Raw genomic sequence first — 21,196 nt, 5'->3', positions numbered from 1 at the left:
AGGGGTCGGTGTCGAGGGCCGGCGCCGTGACCTGCGGTGTGTCGAATATCCGGCGAATCGCCAGGTACCGTTGGGCGGTGAACCCTGCCGACGTGCGACTACTCAAAGATGGCGACCTCGAGACCCGCGAGGAAAACTTGCGCCACCTGCTCGTGCGGGCTGAGGACGGCGACACATCCGCGATGGAAACACTGTGCGCGCTGGTCCGCGACTATCCCGACTACCACCGGTCGCTCTACAGCAGGGCATTGAACCGGGCGGAGGTCTTCGGCGACGACACCCTGCGCGAACCCCTGCTCGCGTCACTCGCCGACACCCGTTACAACTGCCAGGCATGGGCCGCGATGGGCTGCGCGGCCCTAGGCATCCGTGACGCGGTCCCCGGCTTGGTCGCGATGCTGGATCGCCCACAGGACATCGCCCGAGACCAGGCGGTGATCGCCCTCGGCGCCCTCGGCGACGAATCTGTCGTCCCGGTCCTCGCGCCCCTGCTCCAGGACTCGATCAGCGGAATGCGCGAACGCACCGCCGAAGCACTCGGCATGATCGGCGGCGACGCGGCCTTGGCAGCACTCTGGGACGAATTCGAGAACCGCCGCTACTACCGCATCGGCTACATCGCCAGCGCGTTGTCGGAGTTCGCCCCCGACATCATCCCGAGGCTGGTCGAGGCGGCCTCCAGCGACGATCCCGACAAGCGGTACTGGGCAGCCGTCGCCCTCGGTTCGACCGGCGACGACCGCGCTGTGCCGACACTGGAACGACTGATGGCCGACGATCGCGGCTCCACCGTGTTCGACGGCATGGTGAGCGTCGCCGCGAAGAAGGGCCTGCGCACGCTACGCCGAATCCAAGCCGCGATCGCCGCCCGCGAATCCTGAGTGACCAGCCCGAGGGGGTTGTCGGTGGCGGGCGATAGTCTCGTCCGGTGTCAGTGAATATCGATGTCGCCCTGACTGTTCGGGGGCTCGCGAACGAACGCGAGTGGGTGGGAATGACCGACATGCTCGTCGAGGTGTTCAAGGACGAGCGGCTGGAGGACGAGGTATTCGTCTGGATGGGGGAGACCGAGGACGGCCTGTTCGTCCGCGCGGAATCGGACTACCCGGTGATCTTCAGCGGATTCTTTCGCTGGAGCGGGGCTTTCGAAGATCGCCTCACCCGCCGGGTGGCAGCACTCGTCCCGCAGGCCCGCGTGGCTTTCGACTGGGGGTATCCGGATGAAGAATGACGAAACCGGCCACGAATGGACCGACGTACTACCGGAAACAGCACCGACGATCCACCGAAACCTCGACGTGACGGTCGGCGGGCGCACCCTGACCACACTCACCCGCACCCAGCTGAGCTATTGGATCAGCAAACTGAAATACAGTCGCGGCGGCCCGTTCATGACGGTATCCCGGCCCGACCACCCGGAATTCATCCAGACCTACCGCCACAGCGACACCGACTACTACCTCGAGATCCGCTCACCTGATTCCCTCGACGAGTTGGCGTCGACAACTTTGCGTGACGGCGAATCGGCCGCTGAGCTGATCTGGGAGTGGTTGGAGCGCAGGGGAACCCGCCTGGACGCGCTGCAGTGGGAGCGGCGCACGATCTAGGGTGCAAACCGATTCGGACGGACCTCGCCCGCGGAGAACCGGCGACTCGCGGTCCTGGTACCCGAAACCGCTAGCTGCTCTCGTACGGTGGTGACATGGGCGCACGGATGGTGGTTGTCGGGGCGGATGCGACGGGGATGGCGGCGGCGTCGCAGGCGCGCCGGTTGCGGGATGCTGGTGAGCTCGAGATCGTGGTGTTCGAGAAGGGGCAGCATTCCTCGTATTCGGCGTGCGGGATTCCGTACTGGGTGGCGGGCGATGTTGCCGATGCCGATGATCTGATCGCGCGGTCGGTGGCCGAACATCGTGCTCGTGATATCGATCTGCGGATGCGGACCGAGGTGACCGAGATCGATCCGGTGGGGCGGCGGGTGCGTTCTCGCGATCTCGATAGCGGTGCGCAGGGGTGGACGGGTTACGACAAGCTCGTGTTGGCCACGGGTGCGACGCCGATCCGGCCGCCGCTGCCCGGTATCGACGCCGAGGGTGTCTACGGCGTGCAGACCCTCGATGACGGGCAGGCGCTCATCGACGGGCTGGAGTCGGCGACCGGGCGGGAAGCCGTCGTGGTGGGCGCGGGGTATATCGGTGTCGAGATGGCTGAGGCGTTGGTGCGTCGGGGGTTCGAGGTCACCATGATCACCCGGGGCGCCGAACCCATGGCCACGCTGGACCCGGACATGGGTGCGCTCGTGCGAAAAGCCATGGAGGGGATGGGAATACGGCTCGTCCGTGATACCGAGGTGACCGGAATGCGGACGTCCGCGGACGGCAAGGTCTGTGCCGTGGCGACCGCCGACACCGAATATCCGGCCGATGTGGTCGTGCTGGGGATCGGCGTGCGCCCGACGACCGAGCTGGCCCGTGACGCCGGACTTCCGCTGGGGGAGAGTGGTGGTCTGCTCACCGATCTCGCTCAGCGCGTGCGCGGGTATGACGACATCTGGGCCGGTGGTGATTGTGTGGAGGTACTGGATCTGGTGTCGGGCACGCTCCGTCACATCCCGCTCGGCACCCACGCCAACAAGCACGGCCAAGTGATCGGATCGGGTGTCGGCGGCGGATACGCCACCTTCCCCGGTGTGGTCGGCACCGCGATGAGCAAGGTATGTGACCTGGAGGTGGCGCGTACCGGCTTGGGGGAGAAGGACGCTCGGCGTGCCGGGCTGCAGTTCCACTCCGTCACCATCGAATCCACCGGACGCGCGGGGTATTTCCCCGGCGCGGAACCCATGACGGTGAAAATGCTCGCCGAACGTCGCACCGGTCGGTTGCTCGGTGTGCAGATCGTCGGACGGGACGGTGCCGCCAAGCGAATCGACATCGCGGCGGTGGCGCTCACCGCGAGAATGACGGTGGAACAGGTGACCGCGCTCGACCTCGGTTACGCACCACCGTTTTCCCCGGTCTGGGATCCCGTCCTGGTCGCGGCCAGGGCGGCCGTCCGGGCGGTGGCAAGCGCCCGTTGATTGCCGGGGGAGTCACCAGAAGCTGGGTGTGAGGCCCCAGGACTCGAATTCCGCCGACAGCAACTCGCGCAGGGCAGCGCGGGTGGGGAAGCGGTCGGGGTCGGCGCCGGTGACGGCCAGGGTGACCGTGTGGCCGTCGGTGGAGAAGGACAGATTCACGCCCACCTCTACTCGACGGAACATGGCGGTGTCGTTGGTGCAGACGACAGGTCGCATGAGCACGGCAGAGGCATGATGGCCTGCGAAATCGGCTACCCCACTGGCGGTTTCGCCGAGATTGGTGCACAGGCATTCCGGGGCTTTGGCGGTGCGGGCGAAACGGCGCAGGACGAAGCGGGGCAGGATCATCTGCAAGGGCTGTAGGTGTTGCAGGGCGGGCGTGGTGGCCGGGTCGCGGTAGGCGGTGGCGGCGCGTTTCACGGCGGAGCGGACGTCGGCGAGGTCGATGCGTTCGCCGGTGCGGTAGGTGACCGAGATCGGCAGACCGGTGGTGGCGTTGGCGCGGGGGTCGTCGGGTGTGCGCATCGAGTGGGGGATGTCTACGCGAATGTCGGCGGTGTCGCCGACGCGTCCGCTGCGACCGAGGATTCCGGCGCCCAAAGCGATCAGGAGCCCGTTGGTGGTACCGGAATGCTGTGTGGCGGCGGCGTTCCACTCGGCGAGATCGAGCTGCACCACCGTGTCGGCCGGTGACCACTGTGCCGGAAGGGGGAGCTCGGGGAGCGAGGGGCGAAGGTTGCGGTCCGGCTCGGTGACACCACGGGTGGCGATCGCCGCCCGGATCCCCTTCGCGACCGCGCGTAGCTGTCTGCCCGCATCGATGACGTTCGCGATCGACGAGTTCCGCGGTTGCGTCCCGACCAGCCGGCCCGAACCCGTGGCAAAGTCCGGACGCTCGTCGAGCCGGGCCAGCGCGTCGCCCACGGCGAACAACACCGCGCCGCCGTCGGATGCCACATGCGAGGTCACCAGCGAAACCAGCGTCCCACCCGTCGTGGTCGGCGCCGCGGACAGCCGCCACACCTGACCGGTCTCGGGATCGAAGTCGACCCGGCTCTGCGCGAAGTACCAGTCGAGGATCTCGTCATCGGCGACGGGCACCGAATCGCGGCCCAGCGGAAGCGATTCCGTCGCGGGTAGCCAGTAGGGACGGGCGAACGGAACCCGGGTCGGTCGCACGCGGCGGGCCAGGAAACCCTGGGCCAACTGGGCATGGAAGCGGGCGAGCAGCTCGGGGTCGAGCGGCTCGTCGAAGCGCCAGGCGAGCTGATTGACCAGGGCGTTGCCGTAGAGGCTGTGCAGCTTCAGGAACAGGTCGTCGTCGGCGGTGAGCCGGTTGACGGCGACCGGCGCGGTGACGATGGCCGGGGCGGTGAGCGTCATCAGAACTCCTCAGCGAGCACGCAGGGTGCGGACGGTCAGGGGCGCGAAGACGGCGGCGATCACGAGCGAGGCCACCACCGACCACAACGCGTCGGCGCCGACAACGCCGTTCTCGGCGAGCCCACGCACCGCGGACACGAGGTAGGACACCGGGTTGTAGTCGGAGACGTACCGGAGCCAGGTCGGCATCGCCGACTCGGGCACCAGCGCGTTGGACGCGAAACTCAGGAAGGTGAGCACCAGCATCGACATGCCTTGCACCGCAGCGGGTCTCGACACGGTGACCCCGATGAACGCGAACAGCCAGCTGATCGCGGTGGTGGCCAGGACGACGAGTACCGCACCGGCGACGAACCCGACCGGATGATCCGGACGGTAGCCCATGGCGAACCCGACGATCACCACCGTGGTCGCGGCGATGACATACCGGGTCGCCCCGGCCAGCAGCGCTCCGGCGACAGGTGCCGACCGGGCGATCGGCATGGCGACGAACCGATCGAAGACCCCGGACCGAATGTCTTCGGACAGTTGCACTCCGGTGGCGACCGACGACGTCAGCACGATCTGCACCAGCACGCCGGGAATAAGAATCGGCAGGTACGCCTGCATGCTGCCCGCGATGGCGGTACCGAAAATGCTGCCGAACAGCAGCGGCCCGACAATGGGTAGCAGCAGCGCGTCGTAGAGCAACTGCGGGCTGTGCCGGAAGGTGAGCAGACCTCGCCACGCCATCATCAGCGACTGGAACAGCGAGGCGCGCAGGCTGACGTGGGTGACCCGGGGGCGGCGGTCGATCGTCGGCGGTGTGGTGCGCTCGACGGCGATCTCGGTGATGGTGGCAGTCATGGTGGCCTCGGTCTTTCGGATCAGGCGGCGACGCGGTCGGTGCCGGTCAGCGCGAGGAAGACCTCATTGAGATCGGGGCGGTCGACGGCGAAACCGCGCAGCGCGATACCCGCGGCACGGCAGGCGGCGACGATGTCGGCGGCGGTGCCCGCATCGTTGAGCGCGACGGTGAGCATGCCCGCCGACGACCCTTCGGGGACCTCGCCGGTGAGCTCGACGACGATGGCCTCGGCGTGGGCGGATTGCGCGGGGTCGGCGAGTTCCAGGCGCAGCACCTGGTCGCCGATGGAGGACTTCAGCTCCGCCGCGGTGCCCTCGGCGACGATCGTGCCGCGGTCGATGACGGCGATCCGGTCGGCGAGCGCGTCCGCTTCTTCGAGGTATTGGGTGGTGAGCAGAACGGTCGCGCCGCGGGCGACGAGCCGCCGGATCACGCCCCACATCTTGTCGCGGGTATGCGGGTCGAGGCCGGTGGTCGGCTCGTCGAGGAAGATCAGCGGCGGGTCGGTGATCAGCGTCGCAGCCAGATCGAGCCGTCGCCGCATGCCGCCGGAGAACTGGTTCACCGGCCGGTCGGTGACCTTCGACAGCTCGAACTCTTCGAGGAGTTCGACGCTGCGGCGCGCGGCGTCACGGCGGGAGAGGCCGAGCAGCCGGCCGAACAGCCGCAGATTCTCACCGGCGGTGAGGGTTTCGTCGACCGAGGCGTACTGGCCGGTGAGCCCGATCATCGAGCGCACGGCGGTCGCGTCGCGCGCGATGTCGTAACCGAAGATCTCGGCGGTGCCGCGATCGGGACGGACCAGCGTCGCGAGCATACGGACGGTGGTGGTTTTGCCCGCGCCATTGGGGCCGAGCAGGGCGAAGACGGAGCCCGCCGCGATGGTGAGGTCGACGCTGCCGACGGCGGTGAAATCGCCGTAGGACTTGCCGAGACCGGTGGTGCGGATGGCGATATCGGTATTCACAATTGCCTCCCGGCAGAATGGGCCAACTCGGGGGCGACCGGCGAACCGCCGAGTGCCTCGACGACATCGGCGGCCCGCTCGACACCGTCGGCGGCGAAACCCGCCGCACAGGTTGCCGCGCGCGCGACCACATCGGGATGCGAGACGCGGTCGAGCAGAGCGTCGAGATGCTCGCCCGTCAACCGCTTCGCCGGAGTCGTGGCGGCCAGACCGAGCCGCTGGAGCGCCTGACCCCAATACGGCTGATCGGCCTGTACCGAGCAAATGACTTGCGGCACACCGGCTCTCAGTGCCGCCGCCGTCGTGCCCGCACCGCCGTGATGCACTGCGGCGACACAACGGGGCAGGACCCGGGCGTGATCGACCTGCTCGACGACCGCTACGTCTTGCTCGAATCCGGTGGCGATCGAGGCCCAGCCCGACGCGAGGAGAAGCCGACGACCACGCCCGGCACACACCGTCCGCAGCATCGCGACGAAGGCGGCCGGGTCGCCGACATCCATGGAGCCGAAACCGACATAGATCGGCGCGGATCCCGCGTCCAGCCACGAATCCAGAGTGGGCGACGGCAGTCTGGTGAGGAATCCGTCCGAATCGACCGGAAACCCGGCGAACGGCCCTGACAACTGCTCGCGGACACCGGGGAACAGCCGCGGATCGTAGGCCTGAATGCGCACGGCAGCCACCTTCGGCCCGGTGGTGACGGGCAGGACCGAGGCCAGGGCGGCGGCCCGTGCGCGGGCCAGGATCGACCACCCCCCTCGGTGCACGAAACCGGGGAGACGCGCGGCCCAGCGCACGGGCGCGACCGGGACCGCGCTGTTCGGCTGGATCGGGAAGAAGTGCATCGCCGCGAACGGCAGTCCGACCGCCCGCGCCACCGACACGGCGGCTTCCTCGCCCGCCATCCCCGCGACCACCACATCGTGTCCGGGTGCGAGCGCACGCAGGTCCGCGAGCTGCTCGGGCACTCCACGCCGTTGCAGGTCGAACAGCGCCCGCAGCCGGGCGCGCGGATCTCGGCTGGTGAACCGGTGGTCGGTGCGCTGCGCGTCGAGGAGGTCGGCGGTATCGCAGCCGAACGGCACCGCGGCGACCCCGTGCTCACGGGCGAAGGCGACGAGGTTCGGCGCGAGCGCCAACGTCACGTCGTGACCGCGCTCGCGCAGCGCACGAGCCAGCAGGATGCCGGGTTGGGCGTCTCCCCGGCTGCCGGTGAAAGCCAGCAGTGGCCGCATCCGCTCACCCCGCCTGCACGGCGAGAGGGAGCGCGTCCGAGCCCACAGCTGGACCCGCGTGCACCGCGGCGGTGATCGACGACAGTGCCTGCCCGAACGCGGTCAGGAATTCGTCCATCACCTCAGCGGGGAACCCGGCCGGGTACCGGGTCGATACGTACAGGCCGTCGGCTGCCCGCACAACCCACAGGAACACCTCGTCGGGCGAGTACGACTCCGCACGCAAGGTCCGTCCGCGCAGGTCGGCGACCAATTCGTAGCCGGGCAGGACCCGGATATCGAGGAAGGAGATGCCGAACCGCGGTGTCTCCGCGACGTCGAGCAGGTCGAGCACCCGCGACCAGGAGGCGTCGTTGGCGGTGCGCGAGCGACGTAGCGCGGCTCGTGCCTGATCCATGGCTTCGGCGATGCCGGAGCCGGCTGTCAGGGCGATATCGACCGGGACCACATTGACGAACCAGCCCATCGATTCCACCCAGCGCAGGTCAGGGCGGGTCGCGATCGGCATCACGGTACGCATCCGGTCCGCGCCGAACCGCTGCTGATTGGCCACGGCCAACGCGGCGAACACCGCTACCGACATCCGGTGCCGCACCAGGTCGAGGACCGATTCGACCTGCTCGAGCTCGGTGAGATCGAGCAGTCGCCGCGACACGCTGGGCTGGGGCCGGTCCGCGGGAGCGGGCCGCTGGGCATGTGGGGCGAAGCGCGGCATCGCGCCGTCGGCGAGGAATTCGCGCCAGGTGGCGACCGCGGGGGAGTCCGGATCCAGTTCGGCCGCGCTCGCCCGTTCCAGCACGGCGAAGTCGGCCACGCTGCCGAAGGTGACGGACTCGCGCGACTGCTCACCCGCCGCGACCTCGCGGTAGAGCGTGCGCAGTTCGAGAATCAGGATGGCCTGGGAATAGGCGTCCATCACCGAGTGGTCGGCGGCAACGAGCACCGTGAAATCACCGGTGTCGGCGTGCTCGACCGTGGCCGCGAGGCAATGCGGCCACACCAGCGGTGACAGGCGCTCTTCGAGGGTGCCGCAGAGGAATTCGTTGATCCGGGCGCCGTCGGTGAGTCCGGCTACGGGCTGTTCGGCGATGTCGACGGCGGTGGGCGCGGCGACGAGCCTGCGCGGTTCGCCCTGGGACGTGGTGGTCACCGTGGTGCGCAGGCCCTCGTGCCTGGCATGCCATCGCCGCAGCGTCTCGCGCCAGGTGGGGCCGTCGAGCGGGGCATCCATCTCGAAGACGGTGCCGATCCAGCGGCCGCGGCCGGGCAGCGGATCAGCGGGATCGACGCCGGCGCAGTACCCCGCGTGCACGCTGGTCAGCGGACGATCGTCGGGTCGCCATGCGTCGGCGGCGAGTTGGGGCGTCCACATCGACAAAGCGCCTGAACGGATTTCGAATTCGGACAGGTGGGTGTATTCCATGACCGGTTCACCTCGTGACGAATGCATGCCGAAGCGGCGGAAGGGGGATTGAAGGAGAACACCGCACTGTGTCACCTGATGCGTTGAACTTCGGCGGCATTGCATTTCCGTGAAGCCTCGGCGCGATTGATCGTATATGTGATTCCGCTGAGAGCATCATCGTGACGGGCATCACGGTTTAGTTGAACAAAACTCTGCCGCCTGCGAGTTTTCGCGATAATGGCATGTGTTCGCTTGTCCTGCTTCGGTGTTCGAAAACGTGTGATCAAGGACGGCATTGTCTGTCGATATTTTGTTCATTCCGGATGGGAAGATTCTTGTATGCACCATCACACCACCGGTAGTCGGTTGTCCAAGTGCGTTTCCCTGGTGTTCACCTGACGCAATTCATCGGTGCCGTTCGCAATATGACGACCGGTGCATCCGGGATTTCCGGCCCCGGCATGTCCGGACAGCGCGGTTCGCGGTCGTTGCCGGAAACCAGTACGGGCGCTGTCATCTGGTCGTTATCACAACGTTGCTCACTCGATGCCGGTTGCTATGGTGAAGGCGCGAAGTGTTCGTTCGGATGTGAAGGAAGACAATGGGAAGCACTGCCCTCGACATCATGGCGCTGGTCCTCAACCGCGTCACCGAGTTCTGGAACTGGATGGCGACCGGATCGTCGGGATTCCCGCCGCTGTGATCGGCTGACATCACGTTCTGTCTGTGAAACCCCTGGCGGCCGTTGGCCTTCGGGGGTTTCGCCGTTCATCGGGGTCCGAGTCGACCGCGCGCCCGATTCGTGTCGTACCCCGGCGTTACCGTTGTCGCACAACCCGAGTCGAGGGAGGGTGTCGATGGCCGAGAATGTGCGCGAACGTGCGCAGCGCCCGGAAGATCTGAGCCGGCTGGTGGTCGAGCGATTGAATGCCGGTGATGTGGACGGTCTCGTCGAGTTGTACGAGTCCGATGCGGTGCTCGCGCTGCCGGACGGGGTCGTCGCGACGGGGGTCGACGAGATTCGGGCGGCGTACGCGCGACTGGTCGCCGATCGACCGGTGTTCCAACCCGGTCACCAGGCGCCCGCCTTACTGGCGGGCGATCTGGCGCTGACGTCGTCGCGTCTGCCCGGCGGCACCGGTGCGACCGTCGAGGTGGCGCGCAGGCAGCCGGACGGAAGCTGGCGCTGGATCCTCGATCAACCGAACGCGCCCTGGGTGGTCAGCGAACCGGCGCGCCGGTCGAACGTGGCGGGATGATCAGTTCGGATTCAGGCCGGTCGCGAAGACGACGACGACCTTGTCGTCGGTCACCTCGCTGACCCGCACATTCGTGCCGTTGCTGGCCTGGGACTGACCGACCGGGACCGTGATCTGCTGGCCGCCGACGTTCAGGGTGACCATGTCACCGTTCACGGCGACGAGTTCCGCATCGATGCCGAGGATCGAGGCCTTGGCGCTCACCCCCCGGTCGAAGGTGACAGTGCAGCCGCTCACGGTGCATTCGGAGGTGGTGCCGGGTCCGTTCATGGTGCACGCGGAAACGGCGAAGGGAAGCAGGAGGGCGAACGCGGAAAGCGTGATCAGCCGTCGAACAGGCATGGCAGTCAGTGTAGTGCGTCGAAGGCACAACGGATCGGTCTCGCCAGGTTGCCCGCCGGATCCACCGGGAATACCGTCGCTGTGAGGTAACTGGCATCGCAAGCATCGGTGCCGATCGTGTCAGGCGGACGGCCGGCCAGCCGGGTGTTCACCCGCGGTCGGCCGAGATCGGGAGGTGGCACACCATGATCGCGAGCGAAATGACCGTTGCCAGCCGCTGGTGGTGGCGTCCGGGGTGGACACCGGGTCGCTCGTTCTACAACTGGCAGATCGTGCCGAGCCAGCCGGTCGCCGACAAACTGATCGAGATCTTCGCGCCCACGCTGTCGCGCCTGCCCGGACTCGAGCAGGTCGACGCCAAGCGGCTGCGGATCGGGGTGCAGGGTATCGGCTTCGCCGACGGGGTCAAAGGAGTGCACCTGGCGGCGCTGGTGGCAGGCGCACGCGACCTGCTCGCCGAGCTCGCGCCGTTCCAGCTCGCGTTCGGGCCGCCGGAGGTCACCGTCGAGTCGATTCGGTTGCCGGTCACCGTCTCGGAGGAACTGCTGCGGGTGCGTGCGGATCTGACCGACGCGCTGACAGACGTGTGGATCCGGGAACGGATCCCCGACTTCGGTGAGCCGCTGCGCCCCTACCTGGCGCTGGCCCACGCGACCCACCCGACACCCGTGCACGATATTCGCACCGCGCTCGACGAGGACGGGTTCGCCGACTTCGCCCTCGACGACACGGTCTCCGCGGTCTCGATGGTCGAATTGCAGTGCGAGGACGGACGATACGACTGGTCCGACGTCAGCACCGCCGGCCTGCTTCGGGTCCCGGACCCGGTCGTCGAACGGAGCATGTTCGACGACCCGCTCTTCGGTCCGTTGCGGAACCCGACGCCGCCGGCGCTCAGGAGCTGAGCCGCGGCGGCGGTGCGCCGTGCGGGAGCCGCGGCCCCACCGCGACCTGTGCGCCCGCGGTGCGCCCGTGCCCCCAGCCGAGCTTCTCGCGATATCGGCCGATGTGCTCGGTGGGAACCGCCGCGTCCGGCGGCAGCGGCGTGACCTCCGGCGCGACGTAGAGGGCATCGGTCGGGCAGTACGCCTCGCACATGAAACAGGTCTGGCAATCGGATTGCCGGGCGATAACCGGGATTCCGCCGTCGACGCGGTCGAACACGTTGGTGGGGCAGGCCGACACGCACTTGTCGCAGCCGATGCAGTCCTGCGCACGCAGTAGTTCGATCACGACGCCACCGCCAGACCCGAGTTGCGGGTGCCTGCCGAGTCGACCCACGGCTTGTCGAGCCCACCCGAGTGCAGGTGGTGATGCTGGGCCGGATCGAGGTCGGGATGGTCTGCGCGTTTGCTCATGCCGCGAGTCTCGGTGCGCGCCAGCGTGGATCGGTACATCAGGCGCCCGACCGCGGTGATGGCCGCGGCCTGCCGGGCCCTGACCCGCTCGTCGCCGGTCCCGCCGCCGAGACCGGCTGATGCGGCATCCCACAGTTCGTCGAGCCGGGCCAGGGCAGGACGCAGCCGGTCACCGTGGCGCAGATAGTTCTTCTCGAAGGGGATCAACTCGTCCTGCGCGGCGGTGACGACCTCGGCCGCGGTGACCGATCGTGACCCGTTGGGGCGCAACCCGACTCCGCCGATTCCGTGCACCGGGTCACTGGACCTGCCTGCTGTCTCGGCATGTTCCGCGGCGCCCGTGCCCGCCCAGCTTCCCGACGACATCGCCCACGCGGCGTTGTGGCTACCACCGCCGGTGAAACCACCGCAGATCCGTTCGCGAGTGGCCGCGTCTCCCGCGACGTACAGGCCAGGAACCGTTGTCGCGCAGTCATCGTCGACGACATCGATACCGCCGGTGCCGCGCACCGTGCCCTCCGCGAGCAGGTCGATCTCGAATCGGTCGGTGAACGGATCGATCCCGCGCCGGTCGAACTGCAAGAAGAAGTTCGGCTGACCTACCCGCATCTGCGCCTGCACGGTCTCATCCGCGCGATCCAGCTGAGCGAATACCTTCTCCTGCAACAGGGTTCGGGCGATCACCGAGCGACCCTTCGTCGACCCGGCCTCCTCGAGCACCCTGCCGTCCTCGCCGAAGAAGGTGGCATAGCCGTAGTAGGCGGTCTTGGTGATGGTGGAACCCTTGGGCACGATGGCGTAGGCGTTGGAGAACTCCATGCCGGAGAACCGTGCGCCCGCCTCGGCCGCCATCAACGCGCCGTCGCCGGTGTCGACGTTGGTGCCGAGTGCGCGGGAGAGGAACGCACAACCTCCGGTGGCGAGCACGACCGCGCCCGCGGTGATCCGGTAGTCCCGGTCGAGCTGCCGCTGATAGCCCGCCGCGCCACGCACCGCGCCCGCTTCGTCGACGAGCAGTTCCAGGGCGGGGGAGTGATCGTGGACCTGCACACCGAGCCGGGTGAGCCAAGCCCGCATTCGGCGCATGTACTCCGGTCCCTGCACGCCCGTCCGCAATTGCGCACCGGTGGCCGGATCCACCGGGAACGGGTAGCGGCCCTCGACGGCGAGCCGGTTCATGTTGGCGTAGGTCTGGTCGAGGACGCGATCCATCCAGTAGTGGTCGGCGAGATGACCGCCGAGCGCCTCCCTGCTCGCTTTCGCGTTGGCGCGGGCAGCCGCCTCGGGCGCGACGTACCAGACGCCGGTGCCGGAAGGCGCTGTGGCGCCGCTGGTTCCGCAGTAGCCCTTGTCGACCAGGATCACTTCGGCGCCTGCTTCACGGGCGTGGATCGCGGCCCAGGATGCCGCGGGACCGCCGCCGATGACGAGCACGTCGGTACTGGTGTGCCACGGTTCGGTCATGTGTGCTCCTGTGTGTGTCGGCGCGCCTGGCGCGCACGGGTCGTGGTCACCGAGGGCCGTTGGTGCGGTGCCCGACACGAATGTGCGGGCACCGCAACGGTTCTCAGGCTCCGGTGAACTTCGCGCCGGCGATCGGGGTGGAGGACAGGCCGTCGACGCCGACGGGGATGTCGCCCTCGAGGGTGGTGCGGTAGAGGACTCGGGTCACGTCGAGGTGGTCGAGGTCGCTGGGGGCGAGGTGCGCGGTGGCGCGGTTGTCCCAGAAGGCGATGCTGCCCTTGGCCCAGCGGAAGCGGACGGTGTAGGCGGGGTGGGAGATCTCGTCGAACAGCAGCTGCAACAGGGCATCGCTCTGGGGTGGGGTCAGGCCGAGGATTCTGGTGGTGAAGCCGGGGTTGACGAACAGCACGCGCTCACCGGTGACCGGGTGGACGCGCACCACCGGGTGTTCGGTCACCAGCGGTGCGCCGGCGATCTTGCGCGCGTACTCGCTGCCCGCCTCCCACGGCGGAATCCGGCCGCCGAAACGGTGTTCGGCGCGCAGCCCGTCGAGGAAGGTGCGCAGTGATTCCGGCAGCCCGGCGTAGGCCGCGGCCAGGTTGGTCCACTGGGTGTCGCCGCCGGTCTCCGGTGCGATCTCGGCGCGCAGGATCGAGGCCGCGGGCGGGTTGATCAGCGGCGAGACATCGGTGTGCCAGTGGTTGGTGTAGCTGAACTTCTTGCGGCCGAACTTCTTCTCGTAGAGGCGACTGTCGACGGCCAGGATCTCCGGGTGCTCGGTGGGCGCGTCGTCGTCATAGGGGTGCGACGGGGTGACCGCGCCGAAGCGGCGCGAGAACGCGATCTGTTCGGTGTGCCCGATCCGCTGGTCGCGGAAGAACAGCACCTTGTGCCGGTGCAGCGCCGCGGTGAGCTCGTCGACCTGGGTGTCGGTGAGCTCCTCGCGCAGGTCGATGCCGGTCACCTCGGCGCCGATGTGGCCTGCGACCGGGGTGATCTCGAGAGTGGTGACGACACTGGGGTTTTCGATGGTGGTCATGTCGGTGGTCCTTCGGGTGAAGTTCGTTGCCGGGGTGCGGGAGTCCTCATCCCGGACAGGAACTGCTCACCACCCGCATGAACTCGATATCGAGTCGCCGGGCGCGCATCAGGCGCTCACCCGTGAATCCTGCTCGGAGAACTGGCTTTCCACCGGAGCGAGGCCGTAATGACCGCGCAGCGTGGTGGATTCGTAGTCGGTGCGGAACAGGCCCCGCTCCTGCAGGATCGGCACCACGCGGTCCACGAAATCCGCAAGGCCGCCGGGCAGGTAGGGCGCCATGATGTTGAATCCGTCGGCGGCACCCGCGTCGAACCAGCTCTGTAGTTCGTCGGCCACCTGTTCGGGTGTGCCCGCGAAGGTTCGGTGACCGCGGCCGCCACCCAGCTTGCCGATGAGCTGGCGCACCGTGAGGTCCTCGGTCTCGGCCAGCTCCTTGACCAGGGTGAACCGGCTCTTGCCGCCCTCGATCTCGCTCTCGGCGGGCAGCGGCGGCAGCGGTGCGTCGAGCGCGTGGGTGGTGAGGTCGACGCCGAGGATCGACGAGAGCTGACGCAGCGCGTAGTCGGGCGAGATGAGGTCGGTGAATTCCTGCTCGAGCGCCCGTGCCTCCTCGACGGTATCGGCGATGAACGGCACCAGACCCGGCAGCACTTTCAAGTCGTCCTGTGCGCGACCGTATTTCGCCAAACGCGACTTGAGATCGCGGTAGAACCGCACGCCCTCCTCGAGGGTGCGCTGTGCGGTGAACACGGCTTCGGCGCGATGGGCGGCGAACTCCTTGCCCGATTCCGAGGACCCGGCCTGCACCAGCAACGGTCTGCCCTGCGGTCCGCGTGGGGAGTTCAGCGGTCCGCGCACCCGGAACCGTTCGCCCGCGTAGTCGAGGGTGTGCACCCGGCTCGGGTCGGCGAAGACGCCGGTCTCGGTGTCGAGCACGATCGCCTCGGCTTCCCAGCTGTCCCACAGAGCCAGGGCCACGTCGACGAACTCCTCGGCGCGTTCGTAGCGGCGGGCGTGCTCGGGAATCGCGTCGAGCCCGAAGTTGTAGGCCTCGTCGACATTGCCGGAGGTGACGATGTTCCAGCCCGCCCGGCCCGCGCTGATGTGGTCGAGCGAGGCGAACTTGCGTGCGAGATTGAACGGTTCGTTGTAACTGGTCGATGCGGTGGCGATCAGGCCGATCCGCTCGGTGACCGCGGCGATCGCCGACAGCAGCGTGATCGGTTCGAACACGGTGAGGGTGTTGCGTTCGATCCGCGGGCCAACGGCGAGGGTGTCGGCGAAGAAGACCGAGTCGAGCTTGCCGCGCTCGGCGATGCGCGCCAGTTCCTGGAAGTGCCGCACATCGAGCACGCGCTGTTCGTCGGTGCGGGGATGGCGCCAGGCGGCCTCGTGGTGGCCGACGCCCATCAGGAAGGCGTTCAGATGGAAGGTCTTGCCGGACATGGTGATCTCCTGATCAGGCGTTGGTCGGTGAGGTGCGCCAGCGCGAGAGCCGGCGTTCCAGGGCGACGAGGGCGAAGTTGAAACCGAGGCCGATCAGCGAGATCGCCACGATTCCCGCGTACATCTGCGGAATCTGGAAGTTCTGCTGCGCGGCGGTGATGAGATAGCCCAAACCGGCTCGCGCGCCGATCATCTCGGCGGCGATGAGTACCAGGATCGAACCCGCCGCCGCCATCCGGATGCCGGTGAAGATCGACGGGATCGCCGCGGGCAGGATCACCTTCTGGAACAACCGCAGTGGCGAGAAGCCCAGTGACACCGCCGATTTCACGAGCAGAGGGTCCACTGTGCGGACGCCGGTGATGGTGTTGAGCAGGATCGGGAAGAACGTGGCGTAGCCGATCAGCGCGATCTTCGAGGTCTCACCGATGCCGAGGATGAGGACGAACACCGGCAGCAGGGCCAGCGCGGCGGTATTGCGGAACAGCTCGAGCACCGGATTCAGGAAATCCGAGATCGGCTTGTACCAGGCGATGGCGATGCCGACCGGGACGGCGATCACCAGCGCGAACGAGAAGCCGGTGACCGACCGGGTGAGGCTGGCCGAGGTGTGTTCGGCCAGCTGGCCGTTGCCCGCCAGCTCGACGAAGGCCTGTACCACCGTGGAGAACGGCGGGAGGAACACCTCGTCGACCAGGCCGAACCGTGGCGCCAACTCCCACGCGCCGAGCAGCAGTGCGAAGGCGAGCAGTGGTTTGGCGATGCGGAGCACGGTGCTGCCCGCCGTGCCTGCCGCCCGGGTGAGCGCGGAGCGAACAGCGGGCACCGCGATGGGTGTCTGCGGGGGTGCGGCCGGTTCGGCGGCGACCTCGATGGGTCGGACGAGCAGGGGGACGGCGCTAGACATGGGCGGGACTCCTGTCGGTGGACGCGACCGCGGCGGCGGACGTGCTGTCGTCGGCGGCGAGTTCGAGGCGCTGGGCCCGGCTCACCTCGCTTTGCAGTTCCGTCCAGATCCGGTGGCGGTAGTCGCGGAACTGTTCGCTGGAGCGGACGTCGATATCGCCGCTGCGGTCGATGTCGATATCGATCACGGCCTTGACCCGGCCGGGACGGGAGGTGAGCACCGCCACGCGCTGGCCCAGATACACCGCTTCGTCGATGCCATGGGTGATGAACAGGATGGTCTTGCCGGTCGTTCGCCAGATCCGCAGCAGTTCGTCCTGCAGAGATTCCCTGGTCTGCGCGTCGAGCGCCGCGAACGGTTCGTCCATCAGCAGCACCTCGGGATCGAAGGCCAGGCTGCGGGCGATCGCCACGCGCTGCTTCATCCCGCCGGACAATTCGTGCGGGTACCGGTCACCGAAGCCCGCGAGGCCGACCAGCTCCAAGTAGTGCTCGGCGATCGCCTTGCGTTCCTTGCGGGCGATGCCCTTGGCCTCGAGGCCGAACTGGATATTGGTGCGGGCGGTGCGCCACGGCAGCAGTGCGTACTGCTGGAACACCACGCCGCGGTCGAGGCCGGGACCGGTGATCGGGGCGCCGTCCAGGAGGATCTGCCCGGAGCTGGGTTTGCTCAGTCCACCGAGCAGATCGAGCAGGGTGGATTTGCCGGAGCCGCTCGGGCCGACGAGGACGAGGAATTCGCCCGCGCCGACCTCGATCGAGATGTCGTCGATCGCGGTGAACTTCTCGGCGGCGCCGCGCACGGCGAACTGCTTGCCCACCGATCGCAAGGCGAGTTTTGCTGGAGTGCCGGTCATTTCGCGGCCACCACCTCTCCGGTCGGGCCGCTCGCAGGCTGATAGGTGCCGTTGGCGTAGGGGTTGTACTCGTTGGTGAACAGTTCCCCGGCGGTGACCTTGCCCTTGGGCACCTCACCGTTGCGTTCGAGCCAGTCGATCCAGATCTGGATCTCCTTGTCCGCGATCACCGCACCGGGGACCGGGATGCCGAGGCTGCGCCAGTAGTCGAGCAGCTTCAGGTTCTCGTTGCGGCCCCGCTTGTTGATGATCTCGGTGAACTTCGCCACGACCTCATCGCGCGGCGTGAGCTGCAGCCATCGGGTCGCACGCGCGGTGCCCTGCACGAAATCCTTGACGGCCTCGGAATTCTGGGCGATGTAGTCTTTACGGAAAACATAAGTGCCGTAATCGAATTCCCCGAAGATGTCCTTGTCGGTGAACAGTGGGTGCAGGCCACCGCGCGGTACCGCGGTCTCGCGGTACACGCCACCGAGCGCGCCGACGTCGATCTGCCCGCTGCGCAGCGCCTCCTCGGTATTGACCGGTGGTACCACGATCAGCTGGACCTGTTTGATCTCGGCCTCGCTCAAACCCTGCTGGTGCAGCCATTCACGAGTGACGAATTCATGGTGTGCGCCGAGGGTATTGACGCCGACCTTCTTGCCGATCAGGTCACGCGCGTTGGTGATTCCCGCCTCGTCGCGGACGAAATAGCCGGTGAACGATTTCGAATCGGAGCCATAGGAACTCAGCACCGACCGCACGGGCGCACCGCCCGCGGCGAGCTTGACCACCGCGCCGTTGAACGCGCTGCCGAATTCGATCTGCTTGGTGGCGGCCGCCTGGATATTGGCGGGGCCGCTGGTGGTATCGCCTTCCCACTGCAGGCTGATCTTGCTGAAGTAGCCCAGGTGATCGGCGAGTTCGTAGGGGGTGACCTGTCCGGTCTGTCCTTGATAGCGCAGCACGGTCTTGCCGTCGGCGGTCGTCGCCGCATCGGAGCCGCCGCACGCGGTGACGACCGCGAGGACGGCGGGTGCGACGAGCGCGACGGCGAGCGCACGCAGCGGGCGTCGTCGGAGTTTATGGGAGAACATGTTTCGCGAATTCTTTCGACGGCGCGCGGGACCGCGCGGCGGGCTGTGTGCGCACGCCGCGACGATCCGCACGAAGGACGGATCAGCGGGGTATCAGAAAAGAGGAGTTCGGCGACGGAAGGAATGTCGCCGCTACATCAGCTGCGACAGGATCCGGGGGACAGGCGCATCAAGTCCACCGTTCGACGGCGGACGAGCGCGGGGGATTCGATCATGTCGGGACTTTCGGTGCCGGGTGCGACATCTTTTCGACGTCGCATCGGATTACATAGTGCGCCTGGTGATATCGGCTCGGCAATACTGTTTCCACATCGTGAAAATCACGCTGCGCCGAATCCGTCACCAGCGGCCGCGGTGTGGAAATACGGGCCGATGCGCACCGCTATCTGGTGCATGGCGGGAATGACCGCGCGCACGAGATCGTGATCGAGGCGCACCGCGCGTGCCTGCACACCGAGCGCGCCCCACACCTGTTTGTCCGGGCCGAGCACGGGGACCGCGATCGCGCGGATCAGCTCCTCGCTGTCGATTTCCTCGACGGCGAACCCGCGACGGCGGACCGTGTCGAACAGCGCGCCGTCGGCGGCGGTCGTGTGGGCGAGCAGTGCGTGACCGACGGCGCTGGCCCGCAACGGCCTGCGCTCCTGCGGAATCTGGTTGTGGCAGAAGTGGATCGGTGGCCGCGCCTGGAAGAGCGTGAGTGCCTCGTCCGCGTCGGGAACGCTGAGACTGACGGTGATCTTGATGCCCGCCGCCAGCGCGTACAGGTGGGGCGCTGCGGCATCCAGCCCGAGCCGCGACAGCGCGGGTCGCGCCAGGCAGGCCAGCCCGTGCCCGATCCGGTAGCGATCCGACGCCGGATCCTGCTCGAGCAACCGGCCACGCACCAGTGCCTGCGCCAGCCGGAAAGTGGTACTCACCGGAAACCCCGCCCGCTGTGCGAGCTCGCTGAGCGACAGTTCCGGATCGCCACCCTGGAAGCAGTTCAGCACATAGACGGCTCGGTCGACGGCCTGCGCGCCGGAACGTGGTGGTTCGGTGGCGGTCATGGTGGCCTCCTGCTCGACGACGTGCCGAGAACTATCGCGACCAGAGCCCGCGGGCACAATGATTGCGCGCAGGGGTGAGCGAAATGGGGGCCGATGCGGGTCAGTCGAGGTCGTTCGGCCCGACGGCACCGGACACCCGGATCACACCGGCGTCGAGGTCGACGTCGAGACGGGGTTCGTGGGACTGGCCGTCGCTGTCGCCGCTGCCCTCGTTCTGCAGCTTCTTGCCCGGAAACAGCTCGCCCATGATGCCCACGGCTCCACGATAGCCGTCTATGCGCTGGTACCGGGGTTACTCGGCCGGCTCGAGCATGGCGACGATGCGGTCGAGCAGGGCTTCGAGGCGGGCTTCGATACCGTCGCCGTTGCGTGCCGACACGGTCAGGTCGGTGTGGCCGTCGAATTCGGTCAGCCCGAACAGCAGGGGCATGGCGACGCTGTGCTGCGGGAGGACGAACAGCCCGGTCGGACGAAAGCCAGGGACCGCGAGTTCCTCGGCGGTGAAACGACCCATGTGGGACACGGTGGCGGAGGCCAGGTTGCGGCCGAAGCGGGCACCGAGCCAGTTCGTGGTGCGCAGCACACCGCGGTTGACCGGGTCGGGCACCAGCGTGATGCGGGTATTGGCCAGTTGATTCAGCTCGCGCCGTTCGTGCAGGCCCGCCTTGATCTGGTCCTTGATTGCGGTCCAGTCACGGCCGGGTTCGATATCGAGGAACAGCGGTAGCGCGAGGTTGGCGGTGGAGCGCAGCGTGGGGTCGTGGCGACGCAGATCGACGGGCATCATGATGCGCGAGGTACCCGGGGTTTCGGCGGCCAGCAAGGCACAGACCCGGGCCAGCGCGCCGGGACCGGCGGCCTCGATGCGGCGGTGACGGAGTAGATGAGGTGCCAGCTCGCGGCGCTGCCGACCTCGGCCGACGGCGCTGCGGTAGCGCGGAACCATCGGGGTCGGTTTGCCCGGCGCCCCCACCTTCGCCACGAGTTCCTGGTCGGCGACCGGATCGGGCTGGGGAACGGGATCCTCGCCACGCAGTGCGCGCAGCACGTTCGTCACCCACGCCACCATGCCGATGCCGTCCATCACGCCGTGGAATACACGGAAGATCAGCGTCGTCGGCGCGCCGGTGAGCAGGAGCACCTCGACGGTGGCTTCGGGTGTCGGCCCGATCGCGCTGGTGAGGACGGGATCGGCCTCGAGGGCTGGGTAGCTCAGCCGGTGCTCGTCCACCACGCGCACGGCCGGGGCGATCTCGCTGTCGATCCACTCGGCGCCGTGGCGTCGCAGTCGCGCACCGGGCGTCGCCGCCGCGGCCGTGATTACCGCCTGGCGCAATGCTTGCGGGTCGATGTTGCCCTCACCGGGAACCACCAGTTGCATGAGGAAGGGTGGCGCCAGCTCGCGCATCGGGAAATACATCCGCTCGGTGGTCGACACCGTCCGCCGGAAAACCTTGCTGCCGTTCATGGTTGCCTCC

Annotated in this window: 22 protein-coding genes; 6 read left to right on the top strand and 16 right to left on the bottom strand. The window is 67.8% G+C overall.

Going from position 1 to position 21,196, the window contains the following annotated elements:
- Positions 1-77: 77 nt before the first annotated feature.
- The 4 genes from ACFWPX_RS18250 (at position 78) to ACFWPX_RS18235 (ending at position 3,076) form a co-directional block, all read left to right on the top strand.
- Positions 78-881, top strand: a complete 804-nt coding sequence (locus tag ACFWPX_RS18250) for a HEAT repeat domain-containing protein (protein WP_378928407.1) — start codon at positions 78-80, stop codon at positions 879-881.
- A 113-nt stretch (positions 882-994) separates the two neighbouring features.
- Positions 995-1,231 carry a hypothetical protein gene (locus tag ACFWPX_RS18245; protein WP_378928406.1) on the top strand — a complete coding sequence of 79 codons (237 nt, stop codon included), beginning with the start codon at positions 995-997 and terminating at the stop codon, positions 1,229-1,231.
- On the top strand, positions 1,221-1,607 hold the full coding sequence (locus ACFWPX_RS18240; RefSeq protein WP_378928405.1) for a hypothetical protein: 387 nt from the start codon (positions 1,221-1,223) through the stop codon (positions 1,605-1,607). Before ACFWPX_RS18245 ends, ACFWPX_RS18240 begins: the two co-directional genes overlap by 11 nt.
- A 95-nt stretch (positions 1,608-1,702) precedes the next feature.
- On the top strand, positions 1,703-3,076 hold the full coding sequence (locus ACFWPX_RS18235; protein ID WP_378928404.1) for an FAD-dependent oxidoreductase: 1,374 nt from the start codon (positions 1,703-1,705) through the stop codon (positions 3,074-3,076).
- Between the two features lie 12 nt (positions 3,077-3,088).
- On the opposite strand, the gene ACFWPX_RS18230 is transcribed toward ACFWPX_RS18235, so the two are convergent.
- The 5 genes from ACFWPX_RS18230 to ACFWPX_RS18210 are packed head-to-tail and all read right to left on the bottom strand — an operon-like array spanning position 3,089 to position 8,934.
- Entirely contained in the window at positions 3,089-4,459 is a 1,371-nt protein-coding gene (locus ACFWPX_RS18230; RefSeq protein ID WP_378928402.1) for a hypothetical protein, read from the bottom strand.
- Between the two features lie 9 nt (positions 4,460-4,468).
- Entirely contained in the window at positions 4,469-5,305 is an 837-nt protein-coding gene (locus ACFWPX_RS18225) for an ABC transporter permease (protein ID WP_378928401.1), read from the bottom strand.
- Positions 5,306-5,325: 20 nt separating this feature from the next.
- The gene (locus ACFWPX_RS18220) at positions 5,326-6,273 is read right to left on the bottom strand and encodes an ATP-binding cassette domain-containing protein (protein WP_378928400.1); all 948 of its coding nucleotides are present in this window, start codon (positions 6,271-6,273) and stop codon (positions 5,326-5,328) included.
- Complete coding sequence (locus ACFWPX_RS18215) at positions 6,270-7,511, bottom strand: glycosyltransferase (RefSeq protein WP_378928399.1); 1,242 nt, start codon at positions 7,509-7,511, stop codon at positions 6,270-6,272. Before ACFWPX_RS18215 ends, ACFWPX_RS18220 begins: the two co-directional genes overlap by 4 nt.
- A gap of 4 nt (positions 7,512-7,515) precedes the next feature.
- Positions 7,516-8,934, bottom strand: a complete 1,419-nt coding sequence (locus ACFWPX_RS18210; protein ID WP_378928398.1) for a condensation domain-containing protein — start codon at positions 8,932-8,934, stop codon at positions 7,516-7,518.
- A gap of 839 nt (positions 8,935-9,773) precedes the next feature.
- On the opposite strand from ACFWPX_RS18210, the gene ACFWPX_RS18205 reads away from it, so the two are divergent.
- Positions 9,774-10,175, top strand: coding sequence for a YybH family protein (locus ACFWPX_RS18205; protein WP_378928397.1), 402 nt, complete (start codon positions 9,774-9,776; stop codon positions 10,173-10,175).
- Here ACFWPX_RS18205 and ACFWPX_RS18200 read toward each other — a convergent pair whose 3' ends face one another.
- On the bottom strand, positions 10,176-10,517 hold the full coding sequence (locus ACFWPX_RS18200; RefSeq protein ID WP_378928396.1) for a hypothetical protein: 342 nt from the start codon (positions 10,515-10,517) through the stop codon (positions 10,176-10,178). It lies immediately after the preceding gene.
- 185 nt (positions 10,518-10,702) lie between these two features.
- Between ACFWPX_RS18200 and ACFWPX_RS18195 the strand changes: the two genes are divergently transcribed.
- Positions 10,703-11,422, top strand: a complete 720-nt coding sequence (locus ACFWPX_RS18195; protein ID WP_378928395.1) for a 2'-5' RNA ligase family protein — start codon at positions 10,703-10,705, stop codon at positions 11,420-11,422.
- On the opposite strand, the gene ACFWPX_RS18190 is transcribed toward ACFWPX_RS18195, so the two are convergent.
- From ACFWPX_RS18190 to ACFWPX_RS18145, 10 genes are all read right to left on the bottom strand, one after another.
- A complete protein-coding gene (locus ACFWPX_RS18190) occupies positions 11,412-11,750 on the bottom strand; it encodes a 4Fe-4S dicluster domain-containing protein (protein ID WP_378928394.1) in 339 nt (112 codons plus the stop codon). The genes ACFWPX_RS18195 and ACFWPX_RS18190 overlap by 11 nt on opposite strands.
- Positions 11,747-13,339: an FAD-binding protein gene (locus tag ACFWPX_RS18185; RefSeq protein WP_378928393.1), complete on the bottom strand. Its 1,593-nt coding sequence runs from the start codon at positions 13,337-13,339 to the stop codon at positions 11,747-11,749. The genes ACFWPX_RS18190 and ACFWPX_RS18185 overlap by 4 nt, the downstream gene beginning before the upstream one ends.
- Before the next feature lie 103 nt (positions 13,340-13,442).
- Positions 13,443-14,378, bottom strand: coding sequence for a TauD/TfdA dioxygenase family protein (locus tag ACFWPX_RS18180; RefSeq protein ID WP_378928392.1), 936 nt, complete (start codon positions 14,376-14,378; stop codon positions 13,443-13,445).
- Positions 14,379-14,486: 108 nt separating this feature from the next.
- A complete protein-coding gene (locus ACFWPX_RS18175; protein ID WP_378928390.1) occupies positions 14,487-15,827 on the bottom strand; it encodes an LLM class flavin-dependent oxidoreductase in 1,341 nt (446 codons plus the stop codon).
- 13 nt (positions 15,828-15,840) lie between these two features.
- Positions 15,841-16,734, bottom strand: a complete 894-nt coding sequence (locus ACFWPX_RS18170) for an ABC transporter permease (protein ID WP_378928389.1) — start codon at positions 16,732-16,734, stop codon at positions 15,841-15,843.
- Positions 16,727-17,590 (bottom strand): ABC transporter ATP-binding protein, encoded by an 864-nt coding sequence (locus tag ACFWPX_RS18165; protein ID WP_378928388.1) that lies wholly within the window; start codon positions 17,588-17,590, stop codon positions 16,727-16,729. The genes ACFWPX_RS18170 and ACFWPX_RS18165 overlap by 8 nt, the downstream gene beginning before the upstream one ends.
- Entirely contained in the window at positions 17,587-18,669 is a 1,083-nt protein-coding gene (locus ACFWPX_RS18160; RefSeq protein ID WP_378928387.1) for an ABC transporter substrate-binding protein, read from the bottom strand. The genes ACFWPX_RS18165 and ACFWPX_RS18160 overlap by 4 nt, the downstream gene beginning before the upstream one ends.
- A 320-nt stretch (positions 18,670-18,989) precedes the next feature.
- Complete coding sequence (locus ACFWPX_RS18155) at positions 18,990-19,718, bottom strand: IclR family transcriptional regulator (protein ID WP_378928386.1); 729 nt, start codon at positions 19,716-19,718, stop codon at positions 18,990-18,992.
- 100 nt (positions 19,719-19,818) lie between these two features.
- Positions 19,819-19,974, bottom strand: coding sequence for a hypothetical protein (locus ACFWPX_RS18150; protein ID WP_378928473.1), 156 nt, complete (start codon positions 19,972-19,974; stop codon positions 19,819-19,821).
- Between the two features lie 36 nt (positions 19,975-20,010).
- Entirely contained in the window at positions 20,011-21,186 is a 1,176-nt protein-coding gene (locus ACFWPX_RS18145; protein ID WP_378928385.1) for a peptide synthetase, read from the bottom strand.
- Between the last annotated feature and the right edge of the window lie 10 nt (positions 21,187-21,196).

It is taken from the genome of Nocardia sp. NPDC058518 (genome assembly GCF_042719655.1).
Lineage (GTDB): Bacteria > Actinomycetota > Actinomycetes > Mycobacteriales > Mycobacteriaceae > Nocardia.
Note: the sequence above shows the minus strand (reverse complement) of the source record. Positions and strands in the feature narration are given on the sequence as shown.

Bases quoted from the DNA above. Each gene is read 5' to 3' on its own strand.
- ACFWPX_RS18200 (WP_378928396.1), bottom strand. From the start codon at position 10,517: ATGCCTGTTCGACGGCTGATCACGCTTTCCGCGTTCGCCCTCCTGCTT.
- ACFWPX_RS18230 (WP_378928402.1), bottom strand. From the start codon at position 4,459: ATGACGCTCACCGCCCCGGCCATCGTCACCGCGCCGGTCGCCGTCAAC.
- ACFWPX_RS18180 (WP_378928392.1), bottom strand. From the start codon at position 14,378: ATGACCACCATCGAAAACCCCAGTGTCGTCACCACTCTCGAGATCACC.
- ACFWPX_RS18165 (WP_378928388.1), bottom strand. From the start codon at position 17,590: ATGACCGGCACTCCAGCAAAACTCGCCTTGCGATCGGTGGGCAAGCAG.
- ACFWPX_RS18235 (WP_378928404.1), top strand. From the start codon at position 1,703: ATGGGCGCACGGATGGTGGTTGTCGGGGCGGATGCGACGGGGATGGCG.
- ACFWPX_RS18215 (WP_378928399.1), bottom strand. From the start codon at position 7,511: ATGCGGCCACTGCTGGCTTTCACCGGCAGCCGGGGAGACGCCCAACCC.
- ACFWPX_RS18240 (WP_378928405.1), top strand. From the start codon at position 1,221: ATGAAGAATGACGAAACCGGCCACGAATGGACCGACGTACTACCGGAA.
- ACFWPX_RS18175 (WP_378928390.1), bottom strand. From the start codon at position 15,827: ATGTCCGGCAAGACCTTCCATCTGAACGCCTTCCTGATGGGCGTCGGC.
- ACFWPX_RS18225 (WP_378928401.1), bottom strand. From the start codon at position 5,305: ATGACTGCCACCATCACCGAGATCGCCGTCGAGCGCACCACACCGCCG.
- ACFWPX_RS18195 (WP_378928395.1), top strand. From the start codon at position 10,703: ATGATCGCGAGCGAAATGACCGTTGCCAGCCGCTGGTGGTGGCGTCCG.
- ACFWPX_RS18160 (WP_378928387.1), bottom strand. From the start codon at position 18,669: ATGTTCTCCCATAAACTCCGACGACGCCCGCTGCGTGCGCTCGCCGTC.
- ACFWPX_RS18245 (WP_378928406.1), top strand. From the start codon at position 995: ATGACCGACATGCTCGTCGAGGTGTTCAAGGACGAGCGGCTGGAGGAC.
- ACFWPX_RS18205 (WP_378928397.1), top strand. From the start codon at position 9,774: ATGGCCGAGAATGTGCGCGAACGTGCGCAGCGCCCGGAAGATCTGAGC.
- ACFWPX_RS18145 (WP_378928385.1), bottom strand. From the start codon at position 21,186: ATGAACGGCAGCAAGGTTTTCCGGCGGACGGTGTCGACCACCGAGCGG.
- ACFWPX_RS18210 (WP_378928398.1), bottom strand. From the start codon at position 8,934: ATGGAATACACCCACCTGTCCGAATTCGAAATCCGTTCAGGCGCTTTG.
- ACFWPX_RS18185 (WP_378928393.1), bottom strand. From the start codon at position 13,339: ATGACCGAACCGTGGCACACCAGTACCGACGTGCTCGTCATCGGCGGC.
- ACFWPX_RS18170 (WP_378928389.1), bottom strand. From the start codon at position 16,734: ATGTCTAGCGCCGTCCCCCTGCTCGTCCGACCCATCGAGGTCGCCGCC.
- ACFWPX_RS18155 (WP_378928386.1), bottom strand. From the start codon at position 19,718: ATGACCGCCACCGAACCACCACGTTCCGGCGCGCAGGCCGTCGACCGA.